The sequence below is a fragment of the Nocardioides marmoribigeumensis genome (assembly GCF_031458325.1).
GTDB lineage: Bacteria > Actinomycetota > Actinomycetes > Propionibacteriales > Nocardioidaceae > Marmoricola_A > Marmoricola_A marmoribigeumensis.
The window spans coordinates 498,009-512,969 of sequence record NZ_JAVDYG010000001.1 but is presented as its reverse complement, the minus strand read 5'-3'; the positions used below and the strand labels follow the sequence as shown (position 1 = coordinate 512,969).

Below are 14,961 nucleotides of genomic sequence, written 5' to 3'. Positions count from 1 at the left end.
CCGTGACCGCCGAGACCACCGACCCGACCCTCGCCGCCGACGTCGACGCCTGCTGCCGCCTGACCGGGGAGTTCACCCTCCGCTCCGGACAGGTCGCCTCGGAGTACTTCGACAAGTACCTCTTCGAGGCCCGTCCGGCCCTGCTCGCGCGGGTGGTCGACCAGATGGTCGGCCTGGTGCCCGACGACACCGACCTGCTCGGCGGCCTCGAGCTCGGCGGCATCCCCATCGCGACCGTCCTGAGCGCCCGCACGGAGCTCCCCTCGCTGTTCGTGCGCAAGAACGCCAAGGAGTACGGCACCTGCAAGCTGGCCGAGGGACCCGACGTCGCAGGCCGCCGGGTCACGCTGGTCGAGGACGTGATCACCACGGGGGGTGCGGTGCGCGACGCCACGAGGGCGCTGCGTGAGCTGGGCGCCGTCGTCGAGGTGGTGGTCTGCGCGATCGACCGCAGCCCGGAGGGCACCAACCCGCTCGACGACGTCGGCCTCGAGGTGCGCCCCGTGCTGACCAAGGCCGTGCTCGACGCGGCGAGGGAGGCCGCGCGGTGAGCGGTGCGACCCACGTCCTCGACGACCTGGAGTGGCGCGGGCTGCTCGCGCACTCGACCGACCTCGGCGCGCTCCGCAAGGAGATGGACGACGGGCCGGTGCGCTTCTACGTCGGGTTCGACCCGACCGCACCGAGCATGCACATGGGCAACCTGGTGCAGATCCTGACCGCGCGGCGCCTCCAGGAGGCCGGCCACGTCCCCTTCCCGCTCGTCGGTGGCGCGACCGGGATGATCGGCGACCCGCGTGACTCGGGGGAGCGCACGATGAACCCCGTCGACACGGTCCAGGAGTGGGTGGGTCGCCTCAAGCGACAGCTCGAGCCCTTCCTCGACTGGGAGGGACCCCACGCCGCGACCATCGTCGACAACTACGAGTGGACCAAGGACCTCTCGACGATCGACTTCCTGAGGGACATCGGCAAGCACTTCCCGGTCAACCGCATGCTCGCCCGGGAGGTGGTCAGGGCCAGGCTCGAGACCGGCATCTCCTACACCGAGTTCAGCTACGTCCTGCTGCAGTCGATGGACTTCCTCGAGCTCTACCGCCGCCACGGCGTCACGCTCCAGTTCGGGGGCTCCGACCAGTGGGGCAACCTCACCGGAGGTGTCGAGCTGATCAGGAGGGCCGACGGCGGCCACGTCCACGCCTTCGCGACGCCGCTGGTCACCAAGGCCGACGGCACGAAGTACGGCAAGACCGAGGGCGGAGCCCTCTGGCTCGACCGCGAGATGATGTCGCCCTACGCCTTCTACCAGTTCTGGCTCAACGCCGAGGACGTCAAGGTGGGCGAGCTGCTGCGGATCTTCACGTTCCTCGACCGTGCCGAGATCGAGGACCTCGAGCAGCAGACGGCCGACAAGCCGTTCCTCCGGGCCGGGCAGAAGACGCTCGCCCAGGAGATCACCACCACGGTGCACGGCGCGGAGGAGACCGAACGCATCAAGGCGGCCTCCGCGGCCCTGTTCGGCGGGGGCGAGCTCGGGGGGCTGCACCCCGACACGCTGTCGGCCGCGCTGGCCGAGACCGGCGGGGGAGAGGCGCACGCAGACGGCGACGGGCTCCCCACGATCGTCGACCTCCTCGTCGCGGCCGGGCTCAGCGAGAGCCGCGGAGCCGCGCGACGCACGGTCAACGAGGGCGGGGCCTACCTCAACAACGCGCGCGTGCCGGACCCGGAGTGGAGGCCGTCTGCCGACGACGTCCTGCCCGGTGGCTGGCTGGTCCTGCGCCGGGGCAAGAAGAGCTTCGCCGGGGTGCGGGTCCTGCGATGAGCGGGAGGTACGCCGACGGCCTGGCCGAGCGCGCCCGCGCGCGTCTGTCCCCGGAGGTGTACCACTACGTCGCCTGCGGCGCCGGGGACGGCCTCAGCGCCTCGGAGGCCGAGCAGTCGTGGCGGTCCTGGCGCTTCCGGCCCCGTGTGCTGCGCGACGTCACCTACGTCGAGCTCGCCACCGAGCTCCTCGGCACGACGTACGCCGCGCCGATCGGGGTCGCACCCACGACGCTGCACCGCGCCGCCCACCCCGACGGCGAGGTCGAGACCGCTCGAGGAGTCGCCCGCTGCGGCGTGCCGATGGTGGTCTCGAGCAACGCCGGGTCGACCTTCGAGGACATCGCCGCCACCGGGGTGCCGTGGTGGCTGCAGATCTACCTCACCTCCGAGCGCTCCGTCAGCGAGCCGGTGGTCGCCCGCGCGGTGGCGGCCGGTGCCCGCGCCCTGGTCCTCACCGCCGACACCCCCGTCGTCGGCACCAAGCGCGAGGGTGAGCGGTCCGTGTGGTCCGCCGTCGAGCCGGGGTGGCTCCGCGTGAACTTCCCCGACCAGGGCGGGGGCCCTGACGACCCCGCCGTGCGGGCGGCGGCCGAGAAGGCCACCGACCTCGGGCCCCAGGACGTCGCGTGGCTCGCCGCGCGCTTCGGCCTCCCGGTGGTGGTCAAGGGCGTGCTGCACCCCGAGGACGCGCGCCGCTGCGTGGACGCCGGTGCCGCGGCGGTCTGGGTCTCCCACCACGGGGGACGCCAGCTCGACCGCGCGATGGCGCCGGCCCACGCCCTGGCCGCGGTCGTCGAGGAGGTCGGCGACGACGCCGAGGTGTACGTCGACGGGGGAGTGCGTAGCGGCCTCGACGTGCTGACCGCGCTCGCCCTGGGGGCGCGGGCGGTGTTCCTCGGGCGACCGGTCCTCTGGGCGCTGGCCGACGGCGGTGCCGCGGGAGTGGTCTCGTTGCTGGGCGAGCTGACCTCCGACCTGGAGGAGTGCGTGCGCCTCGCGGGGGAGCCCTCGGCGGCCTCGGTCCCCCGCGAGCTGGTGGTCAACACCGGCTCCTGAGCTCGTGTGACCGGCGCCACTGGACCCCGATTTGCATTGCTCGCCAGGGCCGTCCTAATGTTTCACCTGTCGCCAGGGAGCGGCGGGACGCAAGGCCGAGAGGTCGGGCGGCCGGCCCCGAGGCGGAACCCCCAACTCTTCACTCCTCACCGGAGCGGGACGAGTGCGCGCCACGGCGGCCTCCGATCGACTCGGTGGCAGTGGCGCGCCGGGGGCCGGCAAGACCGAGGCCAGTTTGACTGGCCGAGAGCGAACCGGTAAGTTTCACCAGGTTGCCCCCCAGCAAGGCCGAGAGGCCGAACTGCGGTGCGCGCTTGATCCTTGAGAACTCAACAGTGTGCCAAAAGTCGACGAATTAATTTGTAACGCCCCGTCGGCAGATGCGAGATCGATTCGTCGGTCGCGCCATTTGTCTGACGGTTCCTTTGGTAAGACGGTCCCATTTTCCTGGGGCCAACTTGCCGGGATACTCCAAATATCGATGAAAGGCCTTCGGGCCATTTCAGTAGATTTCAACGGAGAGTTTGATCCTGGCTCAGGACGAACGCTGGCGGCGTGCTTAACACATGCAAGTCGAGCGGTAAGGCCCCTTCGGGGGTACACGAGCGGCGAACGGGTGAGTAACACGTGAGCAATCTGCCCATCACATCGGGATAACTCCGGGAAACCGAAGCTAATACCGAATACGACCACCTCCGGCATCGGATGGTGGTGGAAAGTTCCGGCGGTGATGGATGAGCTCGCGGCCTATCAGCTTGTTGGTGGGGTAATGGCCTACCAAGGCTTCGACGGGTAGCCGGCCTGAGAGGGTGACCGGCCACACTGGGACTGAGACACGGCCCAGACTCCTACGGGAGGCAGCAGTGGGGAATATTGGACAATGGGCGAAAGCCTGATCCAGCAACGCCGCGTGAGGGATGACGGCCTTCGGGTTGTAAACCTCTTTCAGCAGGGACGAAGCGCAAGTGACGGTACCTGCAGAAGAAGCACCGGCCAACTACGTGCCAGCAGCCGCGGTAATACGTAGGGTGCGAGCGTTGTCCGGAATTATTGGGCGTAAAGGGCTCGTAGGCGGTCTGTCGCGTCAGGAGTGAAAACTCGGGGCTTAACCCCGAGCCTGCTTCTGATACGGGCAGACTAGAGGTATGCAGGGGAGAACGGAATTCCTGGTGTAGCGGTGAAATGCGCAGATATCAGGAGGAACACCGGTGGCGAAGGCGGTTCTCTGGGCATTACCTGACGCTGAGGAGCGAAAGTGTGGGGAGCGAACAGGATTAGATACCCTGGTAGTCCACACCGTAAACGTTGGGCGCTAGGTGTGGGACTCATTCCACGAGTTCCGTGCCGCAGCTAACGCATTAAGCGCCCCGCCTGGGGAGTACGGCCGCAAGGCTAAAACTCAAAGGAATTGACGGGGGCCCGCACAAGCGGCGGAGCATGCGGATTAATTCGATGCAACGCGAAGAACCTTACCTGGGTTTGACATATGCGAGAACTCTCTAGAGATAGAGAGCTCTTTGGACACTCGCATACAGGTGGTGCATGGCTGTCGTCAGCTCGTGTCGTGAGATGTTGGGTTAAGTCCCGCAACGAGCGCAACCCTCGTCTTATGTTGCCAGCACGTCATGGTGGGGACTCATAAGAGACTGCCGGGGTCAACTCGGAGGAAGGTGGGGATGACGTCAAGTCATCATGCCCCTTATGTCCAGGGCTTCACGCATGCTACAATGGCCGGTACAAAGGGCTGCGAAACCGCAAGGTGGAGCGAATCCCAAAAAGCCGGTCTCAGTTCGGATTGGGGTCTGCAACTCGACCCCATGAAGTCGGAGTCGCTAGTAATCGCAGATCAGCAACGCTGCGGTGAATACGTTCCCGGGCCTTGTACACACCGCCCGTCACGTCACGAAAGTCGGCAACACCCGAAGCCGGTGGCCCAACCCTTGTGGAGGGAGCCGTCGAAGGTGGGGCTGGCGATTGGGACGAAGTCGTAACAAGGTAGCCGTACCGGAAGGTGCGGCTGGATCACCTCCTTTCTAAGGAGCATTCTGAGGCTCAGCCTCGGAGCCGAGCCCGTTTCATGGACGAACGTTCCATGGCGGCTCAACGCTCACTAGTGGAACGTCGACTATTTGGCTCGTCACAGACGCCTCGTCAGTACAACCGGTTCGCCGGAGTGGAACCTCGAGCGTGGTCACGACGAGCCAGGCACACTGTTGGGTCCTGAGGGATCAGGCTTGATCACCTCTGACGGACCGACCATCCCACGAACTGCCCGCATCGGCGGGTCAGCGTGGACCAGGTGGCCGGGACCGCCCGTATCTTGAGAACTACACAGTGGACGCGAGCATCTTTGTAGCAAATGACAAGCTACTAAGGGCACATGGTGGATGCCTTGGCACCAAGAGCCGATGAAGGACGTAGAAGCCTGCGATAAGCCCCGGGAAGTTGGCAATCAAGCTGTGATCCGGGGATTTCCGAATGGGGAAACCCAGCTGGAGTCATGTCCAGCTACCTGCACCTGAACACATAGGGTGTCTGGAGGGAACGTGGGGAAGTGAAACATCTCAGTACCCACAGGAAGAGAAAACAAAAGTGATTCCGAGAGTAGTGGCGAGCGAAATCGGAAGAGGCCAAACCTCATGCGTGTGATAGCCGGCAGGCGTTGCGCAGGAGGGGTTGTGGGGCCGTCGAGTCAGTTCTGCCGAGCTGGCACAGAGTAAGAAACCATCGTTGAAGTCGAAAAGGATTGGAAAATCCTGGCGTAGAGGGTGATACCCCCGTAGACGTAAGACGATGGCTCTGCGACGTCACCCCAAGTAACACGGAACCCCTGAAATTCCGTGTGAATCTGGCGGGACCACCCGTTAAGCCTAAATACTCCTTGGTGACCGATAGCGGACAAGTACCGTGAGGGAAAGGTGAAAAGTACCCCTGGCGGGGAGTGAAATAGTACCTGAAACCGTGTGCCTACAATCCGTCGGAGCGATTCCTCGTGAATTGTGACGGCGTGCCTTTTGAAGAATGAGCCTGCGAGTTTGCGTTGTGTGGCGAGGTTAACCCGAGTGGGGAAGCCGTAGCGAAAGCGAGTCCGAACAGGGCGATTGAGTCGCACGATCAAGACCCGAAGCGGAGTGATCTATCCATGGGCAGGTTGAAGCGCGGGTAAGACCGCGTGGAGGACCGAACCCACCAGGGTTGAAAACCTGGGGGATGACCTGTGGATAGGGGTGAAAGGCCAATCAAACTCCGTGATAGCTGGTTCTCCCCGAAATGCATTTAGGTGCAGCGTCGCGTGTTTCTTACCGGAGGTAGAGCACTGGATGGCTAATGGGCCCTACAAGGTTACTGACGTCAGCCAAACTCCGAATGCCGGTAAGTGAGAGCGCGGCAGTGAGACTGCGGGGGATAAGCTCCGTAGTCGAGAGGGAAACAGCCCAGACCATCAGCTAAGGTCCCTAAGCGATAACTAAGTGGAAAAGGATGTGGAGTCGCAGAGACAACCAGGAGGTTGGCTTAGAAGCAGCCACCCTTGAAAGAGTGCGTAATAGCTCACTGGTCAAGTGATTCCGCGCCGACAATGTAGCGGGGCTCAAGTTATCCACCGAAGCTATGGCATTCATGCATTATCTAGGCCTTAGTGGTCCAGGAGCATGGATGGGTAGGGGAGCGTCGTATGGCGCGTAAAGCGGCGGAGTGATCCAGCCGTGAATGCCATACGAGTGAGAATGCAGGCATGAGTAGCGAATGAGGAGTGAGAAACTCCTCCGCCGAATGATCAAGGGTTCCAGGGTCAAGCTAATCTGCCCTGGGTAAGTCGGGACCTAAGGCGAGGCCGACAGGCGTAGTCGATGGACATCGGGTTGATATTCCCGTACCGGCGAAACAGCGCCCCTGACGAACCTGATGATGCTAAGCGCCCGAAGCCGCGGGACTCCTTCGGGAGACCGTTGGTGGAGCGCGCGACCCGAATCAGTAGTAGTCAAGCGATGGGGTGACACAGGAAGGTAGCCCAACCGTGGCGATGGTAGACCACGGGTAGGTGCGTAGGGCGAGACGTAGGCAAATCCGCGTCTCATATAGCCTGAGACACTCGTACGGAGCCGTTCAGGCGAAGTGGGTAATCCTATGCTGTCGAGAAAAACCTCTAGCGAGCTGTGAGCCGCCCGTACCCCAAACCGACTCAGGTGATCAGGTAGAGAATACCAAGGCGATCGAGTGAACCATGGTTAAGGAACTCGGCAAAATGCCCCCGTAACTTCGGGAGAAGGGGGGCCGGATCCGTGAGCAGACTTGCTCTGCAAAGCGGTGATGGCCGCAGAGACCAGGCCCAAGCGACTGTTTACTAAAAACACAGGTCCGTGCTAAGTCGCAAGACGATGTATACGGACTGACTCCTGCCCGGTGCTGGAAGGTTAAGGGGACGTGTTAGCTGGTTTACCAGCGAAGCGCAGAACTTAAGCCCCAGTAAACGGCGGTGGTAACTATAACCATCCTAAGGTAGCGAAATTCCTTGTCGGGTAAGTTCCGACCTGCACGAATGGAGTAACGACTTGGGCGCTGTCTCAACCGTGGACTCGGCGAAATTGCACTACGAGTAAAGATGCTCGTTACGCGCGGCAGGACGGAAAGACCCCGGGACCTTTACTATAGTTTGGTATTGGTGTTTGGTTCGGCTTGTGTAGGATAGGTGGGAGACTTTGAAGCATGGACGCCAGTTCGTGTGGAGTCAACGTTGAAATACCACTCTGGTCGTACTAGATATCTAACCTAGGTCCGTGATCCGGATCAGGGACAGTGCCTGATGGGTAGTTTAACTGGGGCGGTTGCCTCCTAAAATGTAACGGAGGCGCTCAAAGGTTCCCTCAGCCTGGTTGGCAATCAGGTTTCGAGTGTAAGTGCACAAGGGAGCTTGACTGTGAGAGTGACAACTCGAGCAGGGACGAAAGTCGGAACTAGTGATCCGGCACCGGCATGTGGAAGCGGTGTCGCTCAACGGATAAAAGGTACCCCGGGGATAACAGGCTGATCTTCCCCAAGAGTCCATATCGACGGGATGGTTTGGCACCTCGATGTCGGCTCGTCGCATCCTGGGGCTGGAGTAGGTCCCAAGGGTTGGGCTGTTCGCCCATTAAAGCGGCACGCGAGCTGGGTTTAGAACGTCGTGAGACAGTTCGGTCCCTATCCGCCGCGCGCGCAGGAAACTTGAGAAAGGCTGTCCCTAGTACGAGAGGACCGGGATGGACGAACCTCTGGTGTGCCAGTTGTTCTGCCAAGAGCACGGCTGGTTAGCTACGTTCGGAAGTGATAACCGCTGAAAGCATCTAAGCGGGAAGCACGTTTCAAGATGAGGTTTCCCACTGGGTCAACCAGGTAAGGCCCCCAGTAGACGACTGGGTTGATAGGCCGGAGGTAGAAGGCAGCAATGCACGGAGCCGACCGGTACTAATAGGCCGAGGGCTTGTCTTGCTCAAAGATGTTGCGCGTCCACTGTGTGGTTCCCGAGTTACGGTCGGGGACCAGTCCACTGATACTGGTCTGATCTAACTCCATAGAGTTTCGGCGGCCATAGCGAGAGGGAAACACCCGGCTCCATTCCGAACCCGGAAGTTAAGCCTTTCAGCGCCGATGGTACTGCAACCGGGAGGTTGTGGGAGAGTAGGACGTCGCCGGACATTCTTTCGTGAAGGCCACCCGATCTCGGGTGGCCTTCACGCATGTCCGCACACATTTCCAGCCATCAGGAGCCTCCATGTCCGAGCGACAGGGTCGCGGCCCGCGCCGCGATGGAGACCGAAACGCCCGAACCGAGCGCAACGACCCGCGCAAAAACGAGACCCGCGGCGGTGGTGACCGCAGGGGACGACCCGATCGCAGCGCCCCGCGCCGTGAGGACCCTCGTGACCGCCGGGACCGGGTCCAGGTGGAGCGCACGACCGACCAGAAGGTCTACGACGGCCCTCCGCTGCCCGAGGAGGTCACCGGCAAGGAGCTCGACCGCTCCGTGCTGGACCAGCTGCGGGGACTCCCCGAGAAGCTGGCGGCCAGGGTCGCGCGCCACCTCGCGGCGGCCGGCCTGCTGATCGACTCGGAGCCGGAGACGGCCTACCAGCACACCCTGGCGGCTCGCGGTCGTGCGTCCCGGGTCGGCGTGGTCCGTGAGGCGTGCGGCGAAGCGGCGTACGCGGCGGGTCACTTCGCCGAGGCGCTGTCGGAGCTGCGTGCGGCCAAGCGGATGAGCGGCACCAATGCCTACCTGCCGATGATGGCCGACTGCGAGCGCGCGCTCGGCCGTCCTGAGCGTGCTCTCGAGCTGGCCAAGAATCCCTCGGTCAAGAAGCTCGAGCGCGCCCAGCAGGTCGAGATGACGATCGTCGAGGCCGGGGCGCGCTTCGACCTGGGCGAGGTCGACGGTGCCCTGCGCACCCTCGAGAACGCCCATGTCCGGTCCGTGGCTCGCGAGCCGTGGGTCGTGCGGCTGCGCTACGCCTACGCCGACCTGCTGCTCAAGGCCGGTCGCCGTGACGAGGCGATCGAGTGGTTCCACCGCACGGTCGCGGTCGACGGCGAGCAGCTCACCGATGCCGCGGAGCGGCTCGAGGAGCTCGAGGCCGAGCAGGCCTGAGCCTCGAGCCGGCTTTCGTCCCCTGCGCCGCCGAGGAGCGCTCCGTCCACGGTCTGCCGCGACGGCGCGTGTGTTGTCCCCGGTCGGCGCGAGCCTGGGGTCTCGTGGCCGCGCGCGTCGGTCCGGGACGGAGAGAGCTCATGGAGGTGTCGACCGCGTCGAAGGTCGAGGACAACGGTTCGGAGGGTGTCGCCGAGGCGGCGCTCAACCAGGTCGTGCTGCGCGGGCGGGTCTCAGGCGCGCCCGTCGAGCGTGAGCTGCCCAGTGGGGCCACGGTGGTGGGCCTCCGGATCAGCGTGCGCCGGGACCGCACGACGATGACCAAGGGCTCCAAGCAGACCGTGGACTGGGTGGAGTGCACCGCGTGGTCCGCGAGCATGCGCCGCGCGGTCGCCCGCTGGGAGGTGGGGGACGTGGTGGAGCTCGAGGGCGCCCTGCGACGCCGGTTCCCCCGCGGCGGAGGGATGAGCCGGGTCGAGATCGAGGTCCTGCGAGGGCGTCGGCTCAGCCGGGGCTAGGCTCGCGGGGTGGGAGACGGAGCGCCGACGGAGTTCGACCTCGTGGGCTCGGAGGTGCTGCGGGCCAGCGACGGCCCGCTGACCTCCCACTACGACCTGGCGATGCTCGACCTCGACGGCGTGGTCTACATCGGTCCCGACGTCGTGCCGGGTGCTGCGGACCGCATCGCGGAAGCGGTCGAGGCAGGGATGCACGTCGCGTTCGTGACCAACAACGCCGCACGCCCACCTGGCCGTGTCGCGGAGCACCTGCGCGAGCTGGGGGTGGACGCCTCGACCGACGACGTCGTGACCTCGGCCCAGGCGGCCGCGACCGTGCTGGCCGAGGACCTCGCAGAGGACGCCGCGGTCTTCGTCATCGGCGGTGAGGGGCTGTTCACGGCCCTGCGCGAGGCCGGGCTGAGGCCCGTGCAGTCGCTGGAGGACGAGCCCGTCGCGGTGGTCTCGGGCTACCATCCGGACCTGCGGTGGCGCACGGTCATCGACGGCGCGATCCTGGTCAGGAAGGGCCTGCCCTGGGTGGCGTCCAACACCGATCTCACCGTCCCGACGCCGGCCGGCCCGGGCCCCGGCAACGGGGTGCTCGTGCGGGCGGTGCAGGAGTTCGCCCAGGTCACGCCGCGTGTCGCCGGGAAGCCCGAACCGCCGCTGGTGAAGGAGACGATCCGCCGGGTGGGGGGCGAGCGGCCACTCATGGTGGGGGACCGGCTCGACACCGACATCGAGGGCGCGGTGCGGGCGGGGTGCCACAGCCTCCTGGTGATGACCGGCGTGACCGGGATCGAGGAGCTCGTCGCGGCAGGAGGGGACCAGCGACCGACGTACGTCTCGGCGGACCTGGGGGGCCTCCACACCGCGCATCCCGCGCCGGAGCAGGACGGGGACCACTGGGTCTGCGGCGGCTGGAAGGCCTGTGTCGATGCCGGCGAGCTGCAGGTCGAGGGCTCGGGCGGGGCCGACGACTGGTGGCGGGTGGTGGCCGCCGCGGCCTGGGCCCACGCGGATGCCGAGGGAGCCGCTCCTGACGTCGACCGACTCACCGCACCGTGACCGATTCCGCCCACGCCCCAGGGGGTATGGTGCCGCAAGTCCGTCGCATGATCAGGTCGGGGGACCGCCCGGGTGTCCGGGCGTCCGACCACGTCAAGATCCCGAGAGGAGCCAGCATGGACCACGAGGCGACCACCAGTCCGTCGGAGCGTGCTGCTGCCGTCGTCCACGAGCTGGAGACTCTCGAGGACGTCGCGATCGACCACCACGTGGCGGCGTTCGAGCTGGCCCATGCCAAGCTGCGCGGCCTGCTGACCGACGACGGTCACCTGCGGCACGGTCCCCACGCCGCGAGCGCCTGAGCCCCCTCCACGCCCGGGAGGCAGGGCAGCCGGATGCCTCGACGACTCCGCCTCGACGCCGAGCTCGTGCGCCGAGGCCTCGCCCGGTCGCGGGAGCACGCGGCCACGCTGATCCAGGACGGTCGCGTGACCGTCTCCGGGGCGCGGGCGACCAAACCCGCGACCGGCGTCACGACCGACGTCGCGATCGTCGTGCGGGAGGACCCCGCCACCCCGGACTACGTCTCACGGGGAGGGCACAAGCTGGCCGGGGCGCTCGCCGTCCTCGAGCCACTGGGGCTGGTGGTCACCGGGCGCCGCTGCCTGGACGCAGGAGCGTCCACCGGCGGCTTCACCGATGTGCTGCTGCGGCACGGCGCGGCCCAGGTGGTCGCGGTCGACGTCGGTTACGGGCAGCTGGCCTGGAGCCTGCGGCAGGACGAGCGTGTGGTGGTCCACGACCGCACCAACGTGCGGGAGCTGAGCCTCGAGGTGATCGGCGACCCGGTGGACGTCGTGGTCGGCGACCTGTCGTTCATCTCCCTGACCCTCGTGCTCGACGCGTTGGTCGGGGTCTGCGCGCCCGACGCCGACCTCGCCCTGATGGTGAAGCCGCAGTTCGAGGTCGGGAAGGACCGGGTCGGCAAGGGCGGCGTGGTGCGGGACCCGGCCCTGCGCGCCGAGGCCGTCGCGACCGTCGCAGCCGCGGCCGAGGCCCGGGGGTGGGGCGCCCGCGCGGTGGCGCCGAGCCCGCTGCCCGGTCCGTCGGGCAACCGCGAGTTCTTCCTGTGGCTGCGTCGCGGGCCGTCCACGCTCTCCACAGAGCAGATCGACGACGCGGTGCGGAGCCCGGTCGTGGGGGTGCCCTCTGAGAGGGTGGACCCGTGAGCAACCACGAGCCGGCCGAGGACGGAGTGCCTGGAGCGCCCCGACGCGTCCTGCTGGTGGTCAACACCCGCCGCGAGGAGGTCGCCACCGAGGCGCTCCACGCAGCGCGACAGCTGATGGCGCACGGGCTCGCCGTCCGCGTCCTGTCCGGTGACGCCGACCTGATGCCGTGGGCCGAGGACGACCGGGTCGAGCGGGTCGAGGCCGGCCCGCAGGCCGCCGAGGACTGCGACCTCGTGCTCGTCCTGGGCGGCGACGGCACGATCCTGCGTGGCGCCGAGATGGCCCGCGAGACCGGGGCTCCGCTGCTGGGCATCAACCTGGGGCACGTGGGATTCCTCGCCGAGGCCGACCACGACGACCTCGCCCAGGTGATCGAGGCGGTGGTGGCCGGCCACTATCGCGCCGAGGAGCGGCTGACCGTCGACGTGTCCGTCTTCGTCGAGGACGCCCTGGTGGCCTCCACCTGGGCGCTCAACGAGGCCAGCGTGGAGAAGGCCTCGCGCGAGCGGATGCTGGAGGTCCAGGTCGAGATCGACGGACGGCCGCTGTCCCGGTGGGGCTGCGACGGGGTCGTCTGCAGCACGCCGACCGGGTCGACGGCGTACAACTTCTCGGCCGGTGGACCCATCGTCTGGCCGGAGGTGCAGGCCCTGCTGGTGGTGCCGCTGTCGGCCCACGCGCTGTTCGCCCGGCCCATGGTCGTGGCCCCCAGCAGCGTGATCTCGGTCCAGGTGATCCACACCAACGACGGTGGCGCCGTCCTCTGGTGCGACGGCCGGCGGACCGTCGACCTGCCCCCCGGGGCCCGGATCGAGGTCCGGCGCGGACATGCACCTGTCCGGCTGGCCCGGCTGCACGAGGCACCCTTCACCGACCGGCTGGTGGCGAAGTTCGAGCTGCCCGTCTCCGGGTGGCGCGGGGCGGCCGAGCGTCGCCGGCAGGAGGCCCGGGACTGATGCTCGAGGAGCTGCGGATCGTCGGCCTCGGCGTCATCGACGAGTCCGTGCTGGAGCTGGGGCCGGGGTTCACCGCGATCACCGGCGAGACGGGCGCGGGCAAGACGATGCTGGTCACCGCGCTGGGCCTGCTCCTGGGTGGCCGCGCGGACTCGGGGGCGGTGCGCACGGGCGCCCGTCAGGCCCGCGTCGAGGGCGTGCTCGACCTCGCCGGCACCCAGCTGGTCCAGGAGCTGCGGACCACGGTCGAGGAGGCCGGCGGTCAGCTCGACGGCGAGCGGCTGATGCTCGCGCGCCAGGTCTCGGCAGAGGGGCGCTCGCGGGCCTACGCAGGCGGGGCCGGCGTCCCGGCCGGCGTGCTGTCGGCCATCGCGGACCGGGTGGTCGCCGTGCACGGACAGTCCGACCAGCACCAGCTGCTGAGCGCGACCGCGCAGCGCGACGCGCTGGACAGGTACGCCGGCGCGGAGGCACTGCGGCTCCGCAGCGAGTTCGCGGCGGCCCACGCCGAGCTGCGTGCGGTCGAGGCCGAGCGCGAGGAGCTGCTCACGCGCAGCCGGGAGCGGGCACGCGAGGTCGACCTGCTGCGCTTCGGGCTGGAGGAGATCGAGCAGGTCGCCCCGGCGCCCGGCGAGGACGCTGCGCTGGCGGAGGAGGAGTCCCGGCTGGGGTTCGCCGACACGCTGCGCACGGCCGCCGAGCAGGCCCGCGAGATGCTCTCCGCCGAGCAGGGCGGACCCGACGCGCTCGGTGCCGTCGGGGCGGCACGGCGGCTGCTCGACGGGGTCCGCGACCACGACGCGGCCGCGGGGGAGCTCGCCGACCGGCTGGCCGAGGTCGGCTACCTCCTCGGCGACCTGGCCGCCGACACCGCGTCCTACGCCTCGGGGCTGGAGACCGACCCGGCACGGCTGGCGGCCGTCTCCGAGCGCAGGGCGGCCCTGGTCGCGCTGACCCGGAAGTACGGCGACAGCATCGACGAGGTGATCGCCTGGTCCGCCGAGGCGGCCGCGCGGCTCGGCGGCCTCGAGGGAGCCGACGACCGGATCGGCGAGCTCGAGGCGAGGGCTGCCGAGCTCGCCTCGGCACTGGCCGCGACCGGGGCCGCGCTGAGCGCGGTCCGAGCCGAGGCGGCCGAGCGGCTCGCCCACGCGGTGTCGGAGGAGCTGACCGCGCTCGCCATGCCCCACGCGCAGGTCGAGGCTCGGGTGACCCAGGCAGAGGCGGCCGAGGGGCTCGAGGTCGACGGCCGCCGGCTGCGGATGAACGCCACCGGGCTGGACGACGTCGAGCTGCTGCTGGCCGCCAACCGCGGTGCCGAGGCGAGGCCGCTGCACAAGGGCGCCTCCGGCGGCGAGCTCTCCCGCGTGATGCTGGGGCTCGAGGTCGTGCTGGCGGGCACCAACCCGGTCCCGACGATGGTCTTCGACGAGGTCGACGCCGGCGTCGGCGGCAAGGCCGCGGTCGAGGTCGGACGGCGTCTGGCGATGCTGGCCCGCGACGCGCAGGTCGTCGTGGTCACCCACCTGCCGCAGGTCGCCGCCTTCGCCGACCGTCACGTGGTGGTCGCCAAGAGCAGCGACGGGCTCGTCACGACCTCGGGACTCACCCTCCTGGACGACACCGGGCGCGTCCGCGAGCTCTCGCGCATGCTCGCCGGCCTCGAGGGGTCTGACTCCGCCCAGGCCCACGCCGAGGAGCTGCTCGCCACCGCGCGCGCCCTGACCTGAGCGCGCCACCGTGCGTGACACGATGACGCG

At 67.5% G+C, this 14,961-nt stretch carries 10 protein-coding genes and 3 rRNA genes; all 13 read left to right on the top strand.

What is annotated here, in order from left to right:
* Positions 1-2 precede the first annotated feature (2 nt).
* The 13 genes from pyrE to recN all read left to right on the top strand — a co-directional run bounded on the left by pyrE (position 3) and on the right by recN (position 14,931).
* Positions 3-551, top strand: a complete 549-nt coding sequence (pyrE, locus tag J2S63_RS02515) for an orotate phosphoribosyltransferase (protein ID WP_310298175.1) — start codon at positions 3-5, stop codon at positions 549-551.
* Positions 548-1,825 carry a tyrosine--tRNA ligase gene (gene tyrS, locus J2S63_RS02510; protein WP_310298173.1) on the top strand — a complete coding sequence of 426 codons (1,278 nt, stop codon included), beginning with the start codon at positions 548-550 and terminating at the stop codon, positions 1,823-1,825. The genes pyrE and tyrS overlap by 4 nt, the downstream gene beginning before the upstream one ends.
* The gene (locus J2S63_RS02505; protein WP_310298170.1) at positions 1,822-2,883 is read left to right on the top strand and encodes an alpha-hydroxy acid oxidase; all 1,062 of its coding nucleotides are present in this window, start codon (positions 1,822-1,824) and stop codon (positions 2,881-2,883) included. The genes tyrS and J2S63_RS02505 overlap by 4 nt, the downstream gene beginning before the upstream one ends.
* Before the next feature lie 512 nt (positions 2,884-3,395).
* Positions 3,396-4,916 (top strand): 16S ribosomal RNA (locus J2S63_RS02500).
* Positions 4,917-5,243: 327 nt separating this feature from the next.
* A 23S ribosomal RNA gene (locus J2S63_RS02495) occupies positions 5,244-8,349 on the top strand.
* Positions 8,350-8,438: 89 nt separating this feature from the next.
* Positions 8,439-8,555, top strand: a 5S ribosomal RNA gene (rrf, locus tag J2S63_RS02490).
* The 16S, 23S and 5S rRNA genes sit together here, the layout of an rRNA operon.
* A 248-nt stretch (positions 8,556-8,803) precedes the next feature.
* Positions 8,804-9,505 carry a tetratricopeptide repeat protein gene (locus J2S63_RS02485; RefSeq protein ID WP_310298168.1) on the top strand — a complete coding sequence of 234 codons (702 nt, stop codon included), beginning with the start codon at positions 8,804-8,806 and terminating at the stop codon, positions 9,503-9,505.
* Positions 9,506-9,645: 140 nt separating this feature from the next.
* Positions 9,646-10,023, top strand: a complete 378-nt coding sequence (locus tag J2S63_RS02480; protein WP_310298166.1) for a single-stranded DNA-binding protein — start codon at positions 9,646-9,648, stop codon at positions 10,021-10,023.
* A 9-nt stretch (positions 10,024-10,032) separates the two neighbouring features.
* Positions 10,033-11,073 carry an HAD-IIA family hydrolase gene (locus tag J2S63_RS02475; RefSeq protein WP_310298164.1) on the top strand — a complete coding sequence of 347 codons (1,041 nt, stop codon included), beginning with the start codon at positions 10,033-10,035 and terminating at the stop codon, positions 11,071-11,073.
* 116 nt (positions 11,074-11,189) lie between these two features.
* Positions 11,190-11,375, top strand: coding sequence for a hypothetical protein (locus tag J2S63_RS02470; RefSeq protein ID WP_310298162.1), 186 nt, complete (start codon positions 11,190-11,192; stop codon positions 11,373-11,375).
* 33 nt (positions 11,376-11,408) lie between these two features.
* Positions 11,409-12,242 (top strand): TlyA family RNA methyltransferase, encoded by an 834-nt coding sequence (locus J2S63_RS02465; protein WP_310298160.1) that lies wholly within the window; start codon positions 11,409-11,411, stop codon positions 12,240-12,242.
* Entirely contained in the window at positions 12,239-13,201 is a 963-nt protein-coding gene (locus tag J2S63_RS02460; protein ID WP_310298158.1) for an NAD kinase, read from the top strand. The genes J2S63_RS02465 and J2S63_RS02460 overlap by 4 nt, the downstream gene beginning before the upstream one ends.
* The gene (gene recN, locus J2S63_RS02455) at positions 13,201-14,931 is read left to right on the top strand and encodes a DNA repair protein RecN (protein ID WP_310298155.1); all 1,731 of its coding nucleotides are present in this window, start codon (positions 13,201-13,203) and stop codon (positions 14,929-14,931) included. The genes J2S63_RS02460 and recN overlap by 1 nt, the downstream gene beginning before the upstream one ends.
* Positions 14,932-14,961: the final 30 nt, after the last annotated feature.